This is a genomic window from Mycoplasma sp. 4079, assembly GCF_047785185.1.
GTDB lineage: Bacteria > Bacillota_I > Bacilli_A > Mycoplasmatales > Metamycoplasmataceae > Mycoplasmopsis.
This window is the reverse complement of the sequence record NZ_JBLNNG010000003.1, coordinates 42,797-59,845: the sequence shown is the minus strand read 5'-3', so window position 1 is coordinate 59,845 and position 17,049 is coordinate 42,797. Positions and strand designations below refer to the sequence as shown.

At 28.4% G+C, this 17,049-nt stretch carries 17 protein-coding genes; 3 read left to right on the top strand and 14 right to left on the bottom strand.

The genetic code is table 4. From position 1 onward, the window contains the following. Positions 1-2 precede the first annotated feature (2 nt). From ACMZI9_RS01170 to pyrH, 6 genes are all read right to left on the bottom strand, one after another. Positions 3-1,454: a DUF2130 domain-containing protein gene (locus ACMZI9_RS01170; protein ID WP_323176724.1), complete on the bottom strand. Its 1,452-nt coding sequence runs from the start codon at positions 1,452-1,454 to the stop codon at positions 3-5. A 164-nt stretch (positions 1,455-1,618) separates the two neighbouring features. Next, entirely contained in the window at positions 1,619-2,398 is a 780-nt protein-coding gene (gene rsmA / locus ACMZI9_RS01165; RefSeq protein ID WP_323176725.1) for a 16S rRNA (adenine(1518)-N(6)/adenine(1519)-N(6))-dimethyltransferase RsmA, read from the bottom strand. Continuing rightward, positions 2,398-3,201 carry a TatD family hydrolase gene (locus ACMZI9_RS01160; protein ID WP_323176726.1) on the bottom strand — a complete coding sequence of 268 codons (804 nt, stop codon included), beginning with the start codon at positions 3,199-3,201 and terminating at the stop codon, positions 2,398-2,400. Before ACMZI9_RS01160 ends, rsmA begins: the two co-directional genes overlap by 1 nt. 1 nt (position 3,202) lies before the next feature. Next, positions 3,203-4,570, bottom strand: a complete 1,368-nt coding sequence (mnmE, locus tag ACMZI9_RS01155; protein WP_323176727.1) for a tRNA uridine-5-carboxymethylaminomethyl(34) synthesis GTPase MnmE — start codon at positions 4,568-4,570, stop codon at positions 3,203-3,205. 54 nt (positions 4,571-4,624) lie between these two features. Continuing rightward, positions 4,625-5,176, bottom strand: a complete 552-nt coding sequence (frr, locus tag ACMZI9_RS01150; protein WP_323176728.1) for a ribosome recycling factor — start codon at positions 5,174-5,176, stop codon at positions 4,625-4,627. Continuing rightward, on the bottom strand, positions 5,176-5,895 hold the full coding sequence (pyrH, locus tag ACMZI9_RS01145) for a UMP kinase (RefSeq protein WP_323176729.1): 720 nt from the start codon (positions 5,893-5,895) through the stop codon (positions 5,176-5,178). Before pyrH ends, frr begins: the two co-directional genes overlap by 1 nt. Positions 5,896-6,206: 311 nt before the next feature. On the opposite strand from pyrH, the gene ACMZI9_RS01140 reads away from it, so the two are divergent. Together ACMZI9_RS01140 and ACMZI9_RS01135 are read left to right on the top strand one after the other, a co-directional pair. Continuing rightward, positions 6,207-7,115, top strand: coding sequence for a Cof-type HAD-IIB family hydrolase (locus ACMZI9_RS01140; RefSeq protein WP_323176730.1), 909 nt, complete (start codon positions 6,207-6,209; stop codon positions 7,113-7,115). Beyond that, complete coding sequence (locus tag ACMZI9_RS01135; RefSeq protein WP_323176731.1) at positions 7,115-7,804, top strand: ribonuclease HIII; 690 nt, start codon at positions 7,115-7,117, stop codon at positions 7,802-7,804. The genes ACMZI9_RS01140 and ACMZI9_RS01135 overlap by 1 nt, the downstream gene beginning before the upstream one ends. Positions 7,805-7,847: 43 nt before the next feature. Here the strand turns inward: ACMZI9_RS01135 and ACMZI9_RS01130 are convergent, their stop codons facing one another. Genes ACMZI9_RS01130 through ACMZI9_RS01120 form a run of 3 tightly spaced genes read right to left on the bottom strand, consistent with a single transcriptional unit; the run spans position 7,848 to position 12,153 of the window. Then, positions 7,848-9,989: a Tex-like N-terminal domain-containing protein gene (locus ACMZI9_RS01130; protein WP_416099071.1), complete on the bottom strand. Its 2,142-nt coding sequence runs from the start codon at positions 9,987-9,989 to the stop codon at positions 7,848-7,850. Positions 9,990-10,046: 57 nt separating this feature from the next. Continuing rightward, on the bottom strand, positions 10,047-11,138 hold the full coding sequence (locus tag ACMZI9_RS01125) for an aquaporin (RefSeq protein WP_416099070.1): 1,092 nt from the start codon (positions 11,136-11,138) through the stop codon (positions 10,047-10,049). Next, entirely contained in the window at positions 11,116-12,153 is a 1,038-nt protein-coding gene (locus ACMZI9_RS01120; protein ID WP_416099069.1) for an NAD(P)-dependent oxidoreductase, read from the bottom strand. The genes ACMZI9_RS01125 and ACMZI9_RS01120 overlap by 23 nt, the downstream gene beginning before the upstream one ends. 167 nt (positions 12,154-12,320) lie before the next feature. On the opposite strand from ACMZI9_RS01120, the gene ACMZI9_RS01115 reads away from it, so the two are divergent. Next, positions 12,321-13,046: a DNA-processing protein DprA gene (locus ACMZI9_RS01115; protein WP_416099068.1), complete on the top strand. Its 726-nt coding sequence runs from the start codon at positions 12,321-12,323 to the stop codon at positions 13,044-13,046. A gap of 56 nt (positions 13,047-13,102) precedes the next feature. Here the strand turns inward: ACMZI9_RS01115 and rpmA are convergent, their stop codons facing one another. From rpmA to ACMZI9_RS01090, 5 genes are all read right to left on the bottom strand, one after another. Beyond that, positions 13,103-13,363, bottom strand: coding sequence for a 50S ribosomal protein L27 (gene rpmA, locus ACMZI9_RS01110; RefSeq protein WP_257089078.1), 261 nt, complete (start codon positions 13,361-13,363; stop codon positions 13,103-13,105). A 7-nt stretch (positions 13,364-13,370) separates the two neighbouring features. Continuing rightward, positions 13,371-13,670, bottom strand: coding sequence for a 50S ribosomal protein L21 (rplU, locus tag ACMZI9_RS01105; RefSeq protein WP_257089080.1), 300 nt, complete (start codon positions 13,668-13,670; stop codon positions 13,371-13,373). Positions 13,671-13,874: 204 nt separating this feature from the next. Beyond that, positions 13,875-14,117 carry a hypothetical protein gene (locus ACMZI9_RS01100; RefSeq protein ID WP_323177730.1) on the bottom strand — a complete coding sequence of 81 codons (243 nt, stop codon included), beginning with the start codon at positions 14,115-14,117 and terminating at the stop codon, positions 13,875-13,877. A 54-nt stretch (positions 14,118-14,171) separates the two neighbouring features. Next, positions 14,172-15,554 carry a YitT family protein gene (locus ACMZI9_RS01095; protein WP_323177729.1) on the bottom strand — a complete coding sequence of 461 codons (1,383 nt, stop codon included), beginning with the start codon at positions 15,552-15,554 and terminating at the stop codon, positions 14,172-14,174. Positions 15,555-15,774: 220 nt separating this feature from the next. Continuing rightward, positions 15,775-16,920 (bottom strand): trigger factor-related chaperone, encoded by a 1,146-nt coding sequence (locus ACMZI9_RS01090; RefSeq protein WP_323176738.1) that lies wholly within the window; start codon positions 16,918-16,920, stop codon positions 15,775-15,777. Positions 16,921-17,049 lie beyond the last annotated feature (129 nt).

Sequence of the window (17,049 nt, the reverse complement as noted above, 5' to 3'; positions counted from 1 at the left end):
TTCTATTCTTCTTCTACTTCAACTATGTGAGCTTCTTGTGCTCCCTCGATTAAATGTGGAGTTTTAGCTTCGACAGATTGTGGTGCACTATCTCAATTAACTTTTTTCATTTTCTTAGTTAATTTGAATTTTTCAACTTCATCAACTAAGTATCTGAATTTTCTTTCAAGATCATTTGTAAGTAAGTTTTCAAGTGTATTAGCTGAATCTTGAATTTTTTCAACTTGTTTCTTCATATCAGTCGCAACTTTATTAAGTGCTTCTAATCTTGTTTCTAAAAGTTTATTTTTGAATTGTTCAAATTCTTCAAGAATTTTCATTTTATCTCTAAGTTCGACAAAATTGAATTCAGAAGCCTTTAAAAACATATAACGTTGTAGTTGCAACATTTGAATCATAAATGGTAATCTTATTACTCAAACTTGGTTCTTGTTATCTTTATCTCTTTCAATCTTTACAAGAAAGTCATCTTCTTTTTCCAATTCAGTAACTAGGAATGCAGTTTCTGCGTGACGAGCTTTTTGATCTTTGATTAATTTATTTATGAATTGTGAGTTCTTTTGTGAGCCATTTTCCGTTTCTGATTTTGCTTCAATAACAACAGAACCAATTTTCACTCTATTATTATTTTCGTTCTTGTAGAAAGTAACTAAGAAGTCTGGTTTTGTACCATCAATATTAGTTGTTGTTTTTTCATAATCAACTAAATCATCCAAGTTCGTGTACTGATCTAATAAGTGAGCGATTTGTTCTTCAAAGTTTTCTCCAACTCTCTTTGAAGATAATAATGATTTACTTGTTTTAAGAGCATCAATTGTGTCGTTGGCAGCTTCTAATCTATTTTGAACTTCAATTTTTTCTTTTTTAAGTTCTTCAATTTGCTCTTTAAAATTGTTTTTTAATTCTTCGATAATTTGATTATTCTTAACTTGATTTTCTTTTTCTAATTCTTTTTTGTATTCTTCTTTAGCTTTCTCTATTGCTTTAATATTATTTAGTTCAAGCTTGCTTTTCTCAGCTTCAATTGTCGAATTCATAGAAGCATTTAATTCACTTAACTGATTTTTTAAATCATTATAAGCATTAGCTTGCTTTTGTTTTTCTATTTCTTGAGCTAATTTAAATGATGATTCTAATTTTTCAATTTCGTCTTGTCTTGCTCTTTTTGAGACTTCAAGTTCTGTTTTTAGTGAAGCAATCTTTTTATCATACTCATCAATCACACCTTGAACATTGACCTTATATTCAGGTAAATTTGTAAGATTTTCAAGTATTTCTGTTTTTACTTGATTTCTAATATCGTCATTTCTTTCATTGTTTATGCTGCTACTTAAAATGAATAATTCTTTATTACTTAAGCTTGACAAATCAATAATATCACCAGCATAAGCATTTTCAATCAAAACCAATTTCATTGGATTTTGTTCACTAAATCTAAATTCAATCTTTTTCATATAAACGTCCCTTCCGAATTGTTTTTTGTCCTATATTTTTATTATACTTTTTTTTTTTTTTTTTACATTCGCCCCTAATTTTTATATGCCTTATTTTAAATACTATTAGTATTTTTTATAATATTTTACTTTTTATAATTTAGAAAAAAAGCAAGTGGTTACACTTACTTTTCCAACATATTAAATAGTTCAACAATTTTCTCTACTGATAATTGTTGAATTCTTAAATTATCATCATACCCTAATTGTTTAAATATATTAAGAATATGATCTTTTGAATATTTATTTTGTAATGAATAAGAAAGTTTCTTTCTTCTGTTTTCAAAGCATAATTTGAAGAAATCCTTAATTGAATTTCATTCATCTAATGAAACATTATTTTTAAATCTCAAAGATAAAATAGCCGAATCCACCTTTGGAGCAGGTGAAAAAGCATTTGCAGGAACAATAAATTCTAATTTACAATCAGCTAAAAATTGTGATGAAACTGATAATTTTGAATAATCTTTTGTATTAGGTTTAGCACAAACTCTTTGCGCTACTTCTTTTTGAACCATTACTAATACACCCTCAAAATTATCTTTGTTTTCAAATATTTTAAATAGTATATCAGTTGTTATGTAATAAGGAATATTAGCAATAATGTAAGTGTCCTTAAAATTAGTTATATCAGCTCCCAGGAAGTCTTGATGAATAAGTTTAAAATTAGGATTGTTTATTTCTTTATTTAGAACATCAACCATATCAGCATCAATTTCAAAAGCAGTTACATAAGCACCTGCATTTAAAAGATAATTAGTTAAAGCACCTCTACCCGGTCCTATTTCCAACACTTTTTGTTCTTTTACATCAAATACGTTGATTATCTTACGTAAAATGTTTTGATCTTTTAAGAAGTTTTGTCCAAACTTCTTTTTTGCATAAACTTCTTTTTTATTTTGCATTATAAATTAAATAAAGTCCTTAAGTTTTTATTAATTCTATCTGTGAATTTATCCATGCCCACTTTTTTAATTCCTGCTATGTAGTAAGCGACAAATAAAACTGTATTTGGTTCATTTTTTTGTTCTGTGTATGGATGAACTCTTAAGAATGGAGCGTCAGTTTCTGTAAGAATTCTCTCAAGCGGTAAAAACTCAATAATATCTCTAGTTTGGTTCGTTGTTCCATATGTAACAGCACCACTGAATGAAAAATAAAGATTTTTAAATTCTAAAAATTTCTTAGCTCACTCCATATTTCCAGCAAATGTATGGAGCATAACTTTGATGTTAGGAAACTCTTTTAAAATATCATAAACATCTTGGTAAGCCTGGTATTGGTCGATTTTATCTCTAATGTGAACAACAATGGGTAGATTTAATTCTTGTGCTAATTTGATTTGGTTTCTAAATGATTTAATTTGATTTTCTCTTGATGGAACACCTTCTTCATAGAAATAATCTAATCCAATTTCTCCAATTCCAACAATAGTCTGATCAATTAAATCTTTATATCTTAAATAATCATTCTCATCAATTCCATCTTCAGGATGAATTCCTATAACAGGTTTAATTAAATCAGGATACTTTTTAGCTAACTTGATAACTTCTTTATTTTCTTCAGCGTGACCACCATTAACAATCATAAATTCAAGTCTATTAGCATAAGCTTGCTCGCAAATCATATCGATAATTTCTTCATGTTTGTAAGCGGTCATTGATAAATGATTATGTGCATCAACAAATTTATTTTTCTTTGAACTCATATTATTTACCTAAACAGAAAGTGCTGAACATAACATCTAATAAATCTTCTCTGTTTACATTTCCTTTAATATTTTGTAATTGATCTCACGCTGCATATAAATCGATGATAATCATGTCAAAAGTCGCATAGTTGTCAAGTGCATTTTTAGCATCCTTAAGCGAATTTAAAGCTTGCTTAATAAGTGAAAGTTGACGTGTATTTGAAAAAATACGCTCATCTAAAATGTTGATATTCTGGAAGTTCGAAACTAAACCTTGTTCTAATGCTTCAATATCGTTATTTATAGCAGAAATATAAATAACGTTATCATCTAATGACTTATCTGACTTTAGCAAGTCTTTTTTGTTCATAACTTTTAAATAGAACTTACCTAACTCTTTTGATTTTTGCTCAATTAATTTATCAAAATCATCTTCAGATTCATTTGCAGATACAACGTGAACTACAAGATCACTTTTTTCAATTTGATCTAATGATTTTTGAATACCAATTTTTTCAATAATTTCTTGAGTGTTTCTTAAACCAGCAGTATCAACAAGTTTAAATAACATATCATTGATTTTGTAGGTGGCTTCAACTAAATCTCTTGTAGTTCCTGCGATATCTGTAACAATTGCTTTATCTTCTGATAAAAGTGCATTTAAAATACTACTTTTTCCAACGTTAGGTTTTCCTAAAAATGCAACTTTAACTCCTTCAAAAACATATCTAGAATCCTCTGAAATTTTTACTATTTTTTCTAGGTCACTGATTAAAACAGAAATTTTCTCTGACATATTAATTGAATCTAAACGTTCAACATCATCGTATTCAGGGTAGTCAATATTAACTTCAGCAAGACCGATTAAAACAGCAATCTTATTTAAAAACTCATCAATTAAACCTGAAGTTTTACCTTTGAATTTATTAACTGATGCAAGTGCTTGAGATGAAGTTTGAGCCATAATTAAATCGTGAATAGCTTCAGCTTTAATTAAATCCATTTTTCCATTTAAAAAAGCTCTTCTTGTGAATTCACCACGTTCAGCTAATCTAGCACCATTTTCAAGTAATAAACTTAAAACTTTGTTTGTAACAACAATTCCACCGTGACAGTTAATTTCGATTAAAGGTTCGCCAACATAGTTATTGAATACATCATTACCATTTGCATCTTTTTTACCAACAAATGACATAACTAAAACTTCATCAATAAGTTGTCCATTATCGTGAATGAAACCATATGAAATTGTGTGATCTGCGCCAATTTTTCCTTTAAAAACTTTAGAAACAACATTTACTGCATCAGGACCACATACACGAACAATTGAAATTGGTTGATTTATATGAGAACCTGAGCTGATTGCTGCAATTGTTTCATTAGTCATATTGTCTCCTTTCTTATAAATACAATAAAACTAGCTAAAAAGCTAGTTTGACATTTATTTATTCATTAATTCTTCTTGTTTTTCACTTGTAATTTTGTCGATTTTACTAATTTCTTTATCAACTTCTTTTTGAATAACATCTAAGTATCTTTTTTGTTCGTCTTCTGATAACTCTTCATCAGCTTTGATAGCTTTATTAACTTCTTGACGAGCATTACGAACACCTACTTTAGCATTTTCAGTTAACTTAGATAATGATTTAACCATTTCCTTACGTTTTTCAGTTGTAAGAGGAGGGAAGTTTAATCTAATTTGACTTCCTTCATCAATTGGCATAACACCTAAGTTTGCTTTTTCAAGAGCTTTATTAATTTCCTTAACTGATGTAATATCATAAGGTTTAATTAATAATTGTTGTGGTTCAGGAACTGAAATGTTTGATAATTCTTCAAGTGGTGTAAGTGTGTCATAGTAATTGACACGAATGCCTTTGATCAATTGAGGGTTAGCTCTACCTGTTGAAATTTTTGATAATTCAAAACGGTAATGTGAAAGTGCTTTTTCTGCTTTTTCAGCAAAATCTAATAAATAAATATCTAATTCCATTATTTAGTAACCTCTGTATGTTTGATTTTTCCTTCAAGTGCATTTAAAATTGAATTTTCTTCTAATAAGTTAAACACAATTAAATTAATATTGTTGTCTCTAGCCATACTTGTGGCTGTTAAGTCCATAACTTGTAATTTCTTTTCTAAGATTTCATCATAAGTGATGTGATCATAATGTTTTGCATCAGGATTTTTCTTAGGATCTGAATCATAAATTCCATCAGTTCCATTTTTACCCATTAAAATAACTTGAGCACCAACTTCTGATGCATATAATGTTGCTGCTGTATCTGTTGTAAAGAATGGACGACCTGTCCCTCCGGCAAAGATAACAACTTCACCATCTTCTAAGTATTTGATTGTTTTTTCATTAATGTAATATTCAGCTACTCTTTGATCAATGTTTAATGAACTTTGAACTCTAGCTTTAAGTCCGACACGCTCGAAACCGCTACCTAAGGCAATAGCATTCATAATTGTAGCAAGCATTCCAATATAGTCAGCTTTATTTCTGTTAATTCCATTTTTTTCAGCAGAAGCACCTCTTCAGAAGTTTCCTCCACCAATAACTACTGATACTTGTATACCTTTAGCTACAATTTCTTTAAGTTGTAATGCAATTTTGTGAACTAAATCATAGTCAATTGCTAAATGTTTTTCTTTGTTTGCAAAACCTTCTCCGGAAAGTTTTAAAAGAATTCTTTGATACTTAATCATCACTACCTCTATTTAACAAGTTAAGTTTTTATTATTTAATATAAATAATAATGTTTAAACTAATTATATAGAAAAAAGATTTTTCAGTCTATTTTTTTTAACTTTTTACAAAATCTCTAAATTTAAGGATAAAAACTGCAATTTTTCACTTTTTTATGGAATTTTTCACAATTTTTCTCACAAATTACCGTTTTTTAAAAAATACTTTATAATTTATAAACATATTTTACAAATATGTTGTATTTTCAATTAATATTCCTATGCCATAGGAATAAAATTTTCCAAAAATAATTTAAAGAAAGAGGTAGATTATGGCAGCAGAAAAAGAAAAATTTTTATTTGCTATTGACTTAGATGGTACAACACTTCAATCTAGTGCAACAGGTGTTATTCACGACAGAACACTTAGCGCAATTAAAAGAGCAACAGAGGAAGGACACGTTGTATGTATCCTTACAGGAAGACCTTGAAGAAGTACTAAATTCATTTATGAATCATTAGGTCTTGACACAATCGTTGCTAACTACAATGGAGCGCATATTCACCATCCATATGATCAAGAATTCATCCCTTACATTAAATATTTAAACTTAAATGAAGCATTATACATTTTAGGTGATCCTAAAGTTAAAAAAGAAGTTTCAAACATCGCTATTGAAGGACCAGACTGAGTTCAATTAGATCACCGCGATGAAGAACTTGAAAAAGTTTTCGGATTTAAAACAAGTTCAAAATTACGTATCGGTTTAGACTTATACAAAATTCCTTTGATGCCTACAGGAATTATCTTTGACGTTAAAGAGACAACAAACATTGAAGAACTTAGAAAATACCTTAAATCAAGATATGGTGACTTAGCTGAATTCTCATACTGATCAAAAGGAGAAGGTTTAACACCTGTTTTTGATATGACTAACATTACAGCTAACAAAGGTAAAGCTTTAAGTATGTTAATTAGATACTACGACGTTAAAGTTGAAAACACAATTGCATTAGGAGATGGATTTAACGACGTTCCTATGTTTAAAATCGCAAACATTTCAGTAGCTATGGCTAATGCTTCAAAAGACGTTAAAAAATATGCATCAATTAGAATTTCTAAAACAAACAAAGAAGGTGGAGTTGGAGAATACATTCACAAATTCTTAGACAATCCACAAGCCGAGATAGAAAAATCAAACGCACGTAAAAGAAAAATTCAAGCTATCGAGGAAGAATAATGAAATATCTTGATGATATCAAACAACTTAATGTTGATTTAGAACAAGTAATCGGGGTTGATGAAACAGGGGTCGGCGATTACTGAACACCACTTGTTTCTTGTGCAGTTTATTTACCAAATAAGCTTAAACAATTTGTTGCTTCATTAGGTGTAAAGGATTCTAAAAAACTATCTGATAAACAAATTTTATCTTTAGCTCCTAGATTAATGGAATTTCTTGAATATTCCGTTTACACACTTACTCAAGCTGGATATAACAAATTAAGCAAGTCTTATAATGCTAATGAACTTAAATTTTTCACTCATGCAAGTGCATTGAGTTCATTAGCTAAAAAATACAAAATTCAAGCAACTGCAATTATTATTGATAAATATTCGACAACTAATTCAATATTAAAATATCATCAAAAATTCTTTATTGAAAATAACTGAGCTAAATTAAATGAATTACAATTACCAACATTGCTAGTTAATAAAGCTGAAGATATTCACTTATCAGTTGCATGTGCTTCAATTATTGCAAGATACCATTTATTGCAATATATGGAAGAACAATGCAAGAATTGAAATTTCAATTTCTTACTTGGAGCTAGCAAGCACGTTGTTGCTCAAATCCACGAGTTCACACAAACTTATGGAGAAAGCTCATTAAACTCTGTTTTAAAACTTAATTTTAAGCTTAAATAAAAATGAATAGACCTTATACACTGGTCTATTCATTTTTTTAGTCCTATAAAACTTTACCACTTAAACGATTTCTTTGTAAGTCAATTTCAGTGATTTCAGAGTTAATCACTAAACCTGGATAATACTTATCAAAAATCGATTCATTTCCGTTTAAGTTTAAATTACTTACGTGAATAAATAGATTCTTCTTAATTCCGATATAAACAAATATACCAAAATCAGTAATATTTTCAACAGTTCCTTGAATTGTATCTCCAACTTTTAAATCATTTACATCTAACACACTGTCTTTTAAGATAAATCCTGATTTATTATCAACAATTTTCTTAGTAGGACTTGATAATGCTTGAAGTATTAATTCAACTGTATAAATGTCCGAATTTAACTCATCAGCAATTGTTTGTGCATTTAAGTTGGAAACATCTATCCCTTGCTCATTAGGTTGTAAGTTAAATTTTTCAACAATTCTTGATGCTAATTTATATGATTCAGGGTGAATTATTGTTTTATCAAAGAAGTTTGATGAAGTGAATATTCTTAAGAAACCAACTGATTGCTCAAAACTTTTTGGACCTAATCCAGGAACTTTGAGAAGTTCATTTCTGTTTTCGAAATTCTTACTTTTTTTACTATTTCTGTATTCAATAATATTTTGAGCTATCTTTTTGCTTAAACCTGCTATATACATCAAAATATGCTTTGTAGCAGTGTTCAAGTCAACACCAAACTCATTAACTACTTTTTGAACTTTAAAGTTTAAATATTGTTCTAATTCTTTTTGATTTAAGTCATGTTGATACTGACCCACACCAATTGACTTAGGATCAATTTTGACTAACTCATTTAATGGGTCTAAGAATTTTCTACCGATATTAATTGCACTTCTTTCTTCAACACTTAAGTTAGGGAATTCTTCGATTGCAATTTGAGAAGCTGAATACACACTAGCTCCAACTTCAGAAACAATAGCATATTTAACTTTTAAATTGTTTTGCTTAATAATATTAGAAATAAATAATTCAGTTTCCCTTGAAGCTGTTCCGTTTCCAATAACAACAATAGTAATTTTATACTTGTTAATAAAATCTAAAACTACCTTAGTTGCTTCTGCAACTTTTTCTTGTGGTTTGTTAGGGTAAATTTTAGCAATACCTAAAACTTCTCCATTTTCAGATAATCCAGCTATTTTACATCCATTAACATATGCAGGGTCAATGGCTAAAATATTGTGCCCTGTAATTGCTGGAGCAGTTAATAATTTTTCAACTGAATTTGCAAATATATTAATACTTGCTTTTTCAGCTATTTCAAATAAGTCACTAAAGATTTCTCTTTCTAAACTAGGTAAAATAAGTCTTTTGAGTGAATCATTAATCGCATCAATAACATTGTCTTTATTGTTTCTTGTTTTATCGATAGCTTTTAAAATGATAATAACTAATGGTTCGTGTTTGTACTCAAATTCAAGTTTCAGTTTATCTAATTTAACACCTCTATTAATTGCTAATACATTGTGGTTTTTAATGTATTTAATAGGTGTTGAAAAATCATAGTAATTTAAGAATACTAAATCATCATTTTCATCATTAACTTTTTTTGACTTTGTTGTTTTAATTCTTCCAAAATTGTAGATTGATTCTTTAATTTGTTTTTTAATTTCTACATTCTGTGAAATTCACTGTGCAATAATGAAATTAGCTTGCTCAATAGCAAATTCAACTGTAGGCACTTGTTCTGTTAAATATTTTTTAGCTTCTCTTGCAACATCAAATTGAGGGTTTTTATTCTCAAAAATTCTCTTTGCAAGTGGCTCTAAACCGAGTTCAACGGCTTTTGTTGCTTTTGTGATTTTACCAACCTTGAATGGTTCATAAATTGACTCTAATTCACTTTTGACAGTTGTATTTAAGATTTGTTCCTTAAGCTTGTCTGTAAGTAAATTCTTTTCACTTAGAATTTTAATAATTGCTTGTTGTCTATCTAAAAGCTCTTCTTTGTATTTGTAAATAGATTCAATTTGATAGATTTGTTCTTCATTAAGCCCACCAGTTTGTTGTTTTCTATAACGTGAAATGAACGGAACTGTATCTCCATTAGATAACATTTCTAAAACTATTTGAACTTGATTTGTAGGAATGTTTAATTCTTTTGAAGCTAACTCCAAGGCTAATTCGTTATTTTTCATATTATCCTTTCCTATTAGAAACAAAAGAATCACTTTAAGAAGTGATTCTTAAGATTATTATTGTTTATTGTTGTTTGGTTTATTTGCTTCTTTTTCTGGTGTTGTCATTGAGTCTGCTCTAAAGTTTTTAAATGCGATAACTTTAACAACAAATGGGTTTACAACTCTTTGTGTGAATCCTTGAATAAATGCATAGAATACTGGAGCTAATAAATCCCCTAATAACATAGCAAATGTTGCGTAAACTAATGAATCAAATGCAAATGAATTTTTTAATTGTTCTAATGTTACTGAAGTATCGAAGCCAAAATCAGGGGCTATTTCAGTAATTTTTTTTCCTAAATGTTCACCAACATGAGTTTCTGATGTAAAGAATGCAGGTAATTGTTGAGCTAATCCTCTAGCTGGGTTAATAGCTGCTGTCCCACCTAAAAGTCCCATTCATACTGATAATGAAATGATGAACATAATCATTAAATCACGGTATTTATTGTTAATGTTTGGTGAAAAAATTGGGAACAATAAGATAGCTGTCATAACTAACTCAACAAAGAAAATTCACGCTGTTCCACTTGCTAAAACGTGGTTTGCTGATGGATTTGAACCTTTTTCTAATTCTGCAACAAAAGAAGCTTTGTAAGCGCCAATTGCAGTAATTGGGGCATTAGGTAAATTATCTGCCCCTACTGATAAGTATCCAAATAAATAGATAAATCCTGCAGCAGCAAATGCTCCTAAAAATTGAATTGCAATTTTATATAAAGCATAGTAACCATTATTTCTACCGTTTATATAACGATAAATAGTGACAGCTGGGTTGAGGTCACAACTTCAACGTAAGAAGATGAATAACACTACCCCAACGGCAATAAATCCTGCATAAAATCCAACAATGATTTTATGTAACATATATTCTTCAACAATCTTACCTGAAGATGTGTGAATTGATAGACCTGCTAATGCAAGTGATAAAAAGATTGTTCCTATAAATTCTGATAAACCGTGGATGATTCAAGTTTTTAAATCAGCTGGTTTCTCAGCATTTTGTCTTTCTGATGCTCTTAATTTAAAGAAGCTGAATAAATCTTTGAAAAAGTTATTTTTCTTAATTAATAATTCCTGTGTATTAACCATTTTGTATTTTTCCATTCTCTAATAAAACTAATGCTTTTGAGTAATCTCCTGCTTGCGCAGCGTCTGCATTTTCTAATGTTGTTTTAGCTATTTGAGTTAAAGCTAAATCTGTTAAGAATGCTTGGTGTGATGTTACTAAAACGTTGTCCATTTCAATTAATTCTGCTCATTGAGGATCTTGTTCTTTAAGTTCTTTAATTCTTGATGAAATGTCTTCGTAAAATCTTCCTTCTTCTCTTTCTAAAACGTCAGTTGCAAATCCACGAACTTTACCTGATTTGAGCCCATCAATCATTGCTTGTAATTCAATAATTTCTCCTCTGGCTGTGTTGATAATAATTGCTCCTGGTTTAAGCATATCAATAGCAGCTTTATCAAATAAGTATCTTGTTGAAGGTAATAAAGGACAGTGGATTGAAATAAAGTCTGAGTTTTGTAAGATTTCTGAAAATGAAGCTCATTCAAATCCGAATTGTTCAGCTAATTGAGGGAAGTTATCTTGAGCAAATGCATCAAATACTAAAACTCTAGCACCTGTTGCTTTAGCAATTTTAATAAATGTTTGTCCAATTTTTCCTGAACCAACAACCCCAATTGTTGAATTTCCAACACAAAGTCCATCAAGTCCATTTAATGAGAAGTTGTAATCTTTAACTCTTTTATTAGCAATTAAAAGATTTCTGTTAAGTGCTAATAATCCTGCAAAAGCAAATTCACCAATACTTTCAGCTGAGTAGTTGAAAATTCTGTAGACGTGAATTCCTAACTCGTTAGCTTTAGCAACATCAATTTTGTTGTATCCCATTGATCTTTGCAATCAAACTTTTACACCCATTTTTGCTAAGACTTCTAAAATTACTTTGTCACCATAAGTGTTAACAAACCCACATACAGCATCATAACCTTTAGCTAACTTAACTGTATATAAGTTTAAGTTCTCTTTAAAAAAAGTAATTTCGTGTCTTCCATCATTATATTTTTCAAAGTATTTAATATCGTAATCTTTAGAATCAAAAAATGCAATTCTCATATTTTCTCCTAGATAAAATGAATAAAAATAAACCTAATAATTTTTAAAGTAATTATATTAAATTTATACTAAAACAAAGGCTTTTTATTTAAACTAAACTAATAGTGTACTAGGTATAAAAATAGTTCATTTTCAGCTAAATTTACTATTGTAAATAGGAGGAGAAAATGAACTTAATATTATTTTATTTATCTAACTTACACAAGGGAAATAACTACATAATTTATAAAAATCTTAAAAGCATTCCTAAAATCGATATGAATCTATTAACACAATGAGTAAAAGAGTATGTGAAAAAGAAAATAAAGTTCATCACCATTTTAGATGAAGAATATCCTTTGAATTTAAACATTATTAAATATCCACCTTATGTACTTTATATGTATGGAAACACTACACTACTTAAAAACAAAAATAAAGTTTATTTAGTTGATGAAAGAAACATGCTAGATACTTTTAATTCTGAAAAACAGCTTGAAAATATGGTTAATTCTCACGTGCTAATTACCAATGACTATAAAGAAAGCGAAAAATCTATTGTTGATTTTTATAGAAATCACAATGGTTCTATTATTCACATTCTAAAAGAAGGTTTTAATGATGAGATTTTAAAACAAACCTTAAAACCAAATGAACTTTATATATCTCAGTATCCCTTAAATTGTCATCCTAGAAGAGAATATTTTAAACAAGCAAATTTATTAAGTTCTTTATTAAGCAAACAATTTATTTCATTTTCCTTAAAAGGAGACTCAAAAGCAATACAGTTAGTAAATTACTTTGCTGATATTGGTAAGGATATAAAATGTTTCCCTAGTGATGATTTTGGTGATTTGAATAATCAGCTTATTAAGTCTGGAGCTACTTTAATTACTTCTGTTACTGAAATTTAGAAATAAAAAAACGCGTCACATAATTGCTGTGGCACGTTTTACTATATAAATTAAAATTAGTTTTGTCTTTCAGGATATACAGAAACATACTTTCTGTTTCTTCTGCTTTCGTATTTTACGTATCCATCGATTTTTGAGAATAATGTATCGTCTCCACCACGACCAACATTTTGTCCTGGGAAAATTTTTGTTCCTCTTTGACGGTAAATGATTGATCCTGCTGTTGCAAATTGTCCATCACCTAATTTAGCACCTAAACGCTTACTATGAGAATCACGACCGTTACGGGTAGAACCACCGGCTTTCGTGTGTGCCATATTCTAATTACCCTTCGATTTTTGTAATTTTAACACGTGTGTAAGGTTGACGGTGTCCTAATTTTCTTTTGTGAGTAGACTTTGCATTGTGACGATATACAACAATTTTCTTTGCTTTTCCTTGTTTTTCGATTGTTCCGTAAACTACAGCATTAGATAAGTAAGGTCTCCCTACTTTATCGTTAACTAATAAAACTTTGTCAAATTTAACTTCTGAGTTTTCTTGACCTTCAAGTTTTTCAACGAAGATTGTTTGACCTTCTTTAACTAAAAGTTGTTTTCCACCTGATTCGATAATTGCAAACATGCAATACCTCCAAAATGTGGCTCGTCTTTGAGGTGGCTTATGCACTTGATGAACCTCTTTAGTACGGTTACAAATGTAACATGCTTATTATATAGTAATAAAGTCAAATTAGTAAGTTTTTTTAGTCTTAAAATATAGAAGTTATACAAATTTTTTTCAATGAAATGATGACTTTAAATTGAAAAATTATGAATAAGGATTTCTTTAAAATAATAAGTAATTTTCAATTACATTAGAAGTCTTCTTAACAGTATTATCTCACTTGAATTCTTGATCTTTACCTTTAACTGAACCTGAATTTGATGTAAATGTCTTAAATAAACCAAGAATAGATATTGCGCCTTGAACTATCGATGGAATTAACGGAACTAAAGTAGCAAATGAAAACCCAGGTTGAATTTGCGAATACTTTTCTTTTTCTAGTGGTTTTAGATCATTAAGTTTCATAGTTAGCCTCCTTTCATTTATATAGTAAAAATTGATCAAAAAAGAACAGTTTTTTTACTGTTCTACATAGTTTGTATTGAAATTACCAGAAACTTTAGCTACTTTTGAGCAAGAAACTCAAACAGTAGGATCGATTATTTTTAAATCAGCAATTAAGTTTTTTTCTTCTAGAAGAAGAATTGTAGTTTCAATTTTAATTGAAGTTTTACCTGTGTAACCTGATTTGAAACGTTCAATTCTGTAACTGTGTCAATAATTAATAAGTTTGAAGTAAGCAATAATTGTTTCAGGATTTGATGAAATAATTGTTAAGTTTACTTTCTTATATTTAGGATATAACATACCAACAACTAAGTTAGTAACTATTAAGTATGAGAATGTTGAAAGTTCTCTCATTCCGAATAACTCACCATTTTGATTCGGACGAACAAATCCATAAATAAGTACAAATGTAACTGCTGTTACGAAACCAACAATAACAAGAATTAAACTAACGCTTTTCTTATGTTTTGTTGAAAAGTAATAAGCAATAATATCTGTTCCACCAGTTGAACCACCAGCTTTTCATGAAATAGCTATTCCTGTACCAATAAATACTGCTCCAAGACATCCATAAAGTAAAACTCCTCAGCTAATTCCATCTGAATATCAAGCTAATTGTGTTAATTGTTCAATTGAATATTGAGCGTATTTTTCAAATTCTGCAGCTTTCTCAGCACTAAATGCACTTGGGTTTAGTTTAAAATCAATTAATTCTTTTAAATTAGATTGCCCAGGTGTTGAAGCGACTTCAACAATTGCTTTAGTATCTTTAATTGATATATTGTAATTATCATAGTCAATAGGAACTAAATTGATTTTCTCAAACAAGAATGAATGAACATGCTCTTCTGTGAAAATAAAGTTTGTTAATTGTAAACAAAGCATAAAGAATAAAGTTAATCCTATAAAACTAAACTTGACTTTTCTTCAAAATATAATGAATAAAGGTAAATTACATGCAAAATAAATTAAAGCAAAATAGTTTCTTAAAACAGGAAATAAATATTGCAAAATAGTAGGAATTCCTGTAATTCCAGAAGGAATCGTGTCTGCTTTTGATAAAAAGATGTGAATTCCAAAGTTAAAAATTAATGCTGATACAAAAGTAAGCACTAGTTTTAATCAATATTTAACCCAAAACGTCTTAAATGTAAGCTTACTTTGTTTTGAATTATTTAAATACTTGGCCATCTTGTATTTTAATTTTTCTTCTTCTTTTTTAATATCAGCAGGGTTAATTATCACTGCTGAATTATTAGCATCCAGATTCATTGAAGCTTTATTAATAAGGTCAATTTTCTTTGACTTAAATTTGAAATAATTAGTAATTCAAGATGATTTTGGTGTAGTAGTTTTATTGCAATTTTCATTTGCAAAATTATCTTTATTCTTCATGAAACATATTTTATATTATTATCCATTAAATAATTAAAAAATTCCTAGTCATATAAGTAATATTCTTATGATAATTAGAATTGCAAAATAGTCATAAAACTTTAATTTTTAAGTACACAAAAACACATATAATCAGTTCAAGCTAGAAGATTTTGTAATCAGTTTATAAAAAATCAAAAACACCTCGTGGCATTATTGAGGTGTTTTTGATTTAATACATTTATTTGCTTAAATACTTTTGTAGGTATTCTTTATTTTCCTCAAAAACTGCAGGTTCATTTTTTGATAAGTAGTATGTCCCTAGTTTTTTAAGTAAAACAATATTTGAAATTGCTTGAACGCCGAATTGGTTAGCTTTTTCTCCAAAAATAGTGAATAATTTTTGTCTTTCTTCTTCCATTTCACTATATTCAATTTTAATTCCTATTTTCTTATTGAATAACATAGTTCAGAAGTAGTTCATAATTGTTGATTTAACAACTTCTCTTTTATCTCCTGCGAAGTCTTCTTTAAATCTAAATTCTTTCATATCGTTTTCAATTAATTCATCATCAATTTCAAGCAATTGATTAAATTCTTTTAATAATTGACTTAAAATGTTTTCACCATAAGCAAAAACAGAATCATTAACAATTTGTTCTAAAATTGTTTTTTCAACATATTTTCTAACATCATCCATATTTTTAATTTGGTCAATATTTAATAAATGAACATTTTCTGCAGTAATTGGCATTTCTTTAATTTCAACAATTTGAATAGGTTTAACTAAAAAGTCTCTTCCTGCATAATTTACAGTAATAACTTCTCCTAGTTTTGCACCAATTAATTGTTTTTCAAATTGATGTTCACTTTCAGGATTTGCAATAATTTGATATTTTTCAAATTTAGCTTCTTGCATATCAGCAGGTTTAGTTTCAATGATTACATTATCGTTAGTTTCAACTACGTCTCTATCAACATTAAGTTTAAATTTGTAACCTGAAATAAATAAGTTATAAAACTCATCAATTTTTGCATTATAGTCATTTGATAATAACTTAAATGGTTCAGGTTTAATATCTAAATTATATTTTTCAAGGTTATTTTCATAGAAAACTTTTAATTTAAATGAAAAATCTTCAATTGTGAATTTAACATCTTGTGGAACTGGTAAAAATGCAATTTTATCTGCATCTTTAAGATTCATTTCTTCCATTAATTTTTGTTTAACTGAATCCATATAAGCGTTTGATGCTGATGTTAAAATGAGTTTTTGATCAATTTTCTGACCTTCTCTTTTATTTGATTCTAAGTAACTTAAAACATTATTTTGTACAGTTAATCATTCTTTTTTATCAACTGTGAACTCTCTAATTTCGAACTTCATAATTTCTCCTCAATCTATTAATATTTTAATTATATACAAATATAAAAATAATGTGTCGAAAATTTAGCAAATAACTTACTAATTTGCTTATTTTGTTTAAAACTTTATATAAGCTATATAATTTAAAAA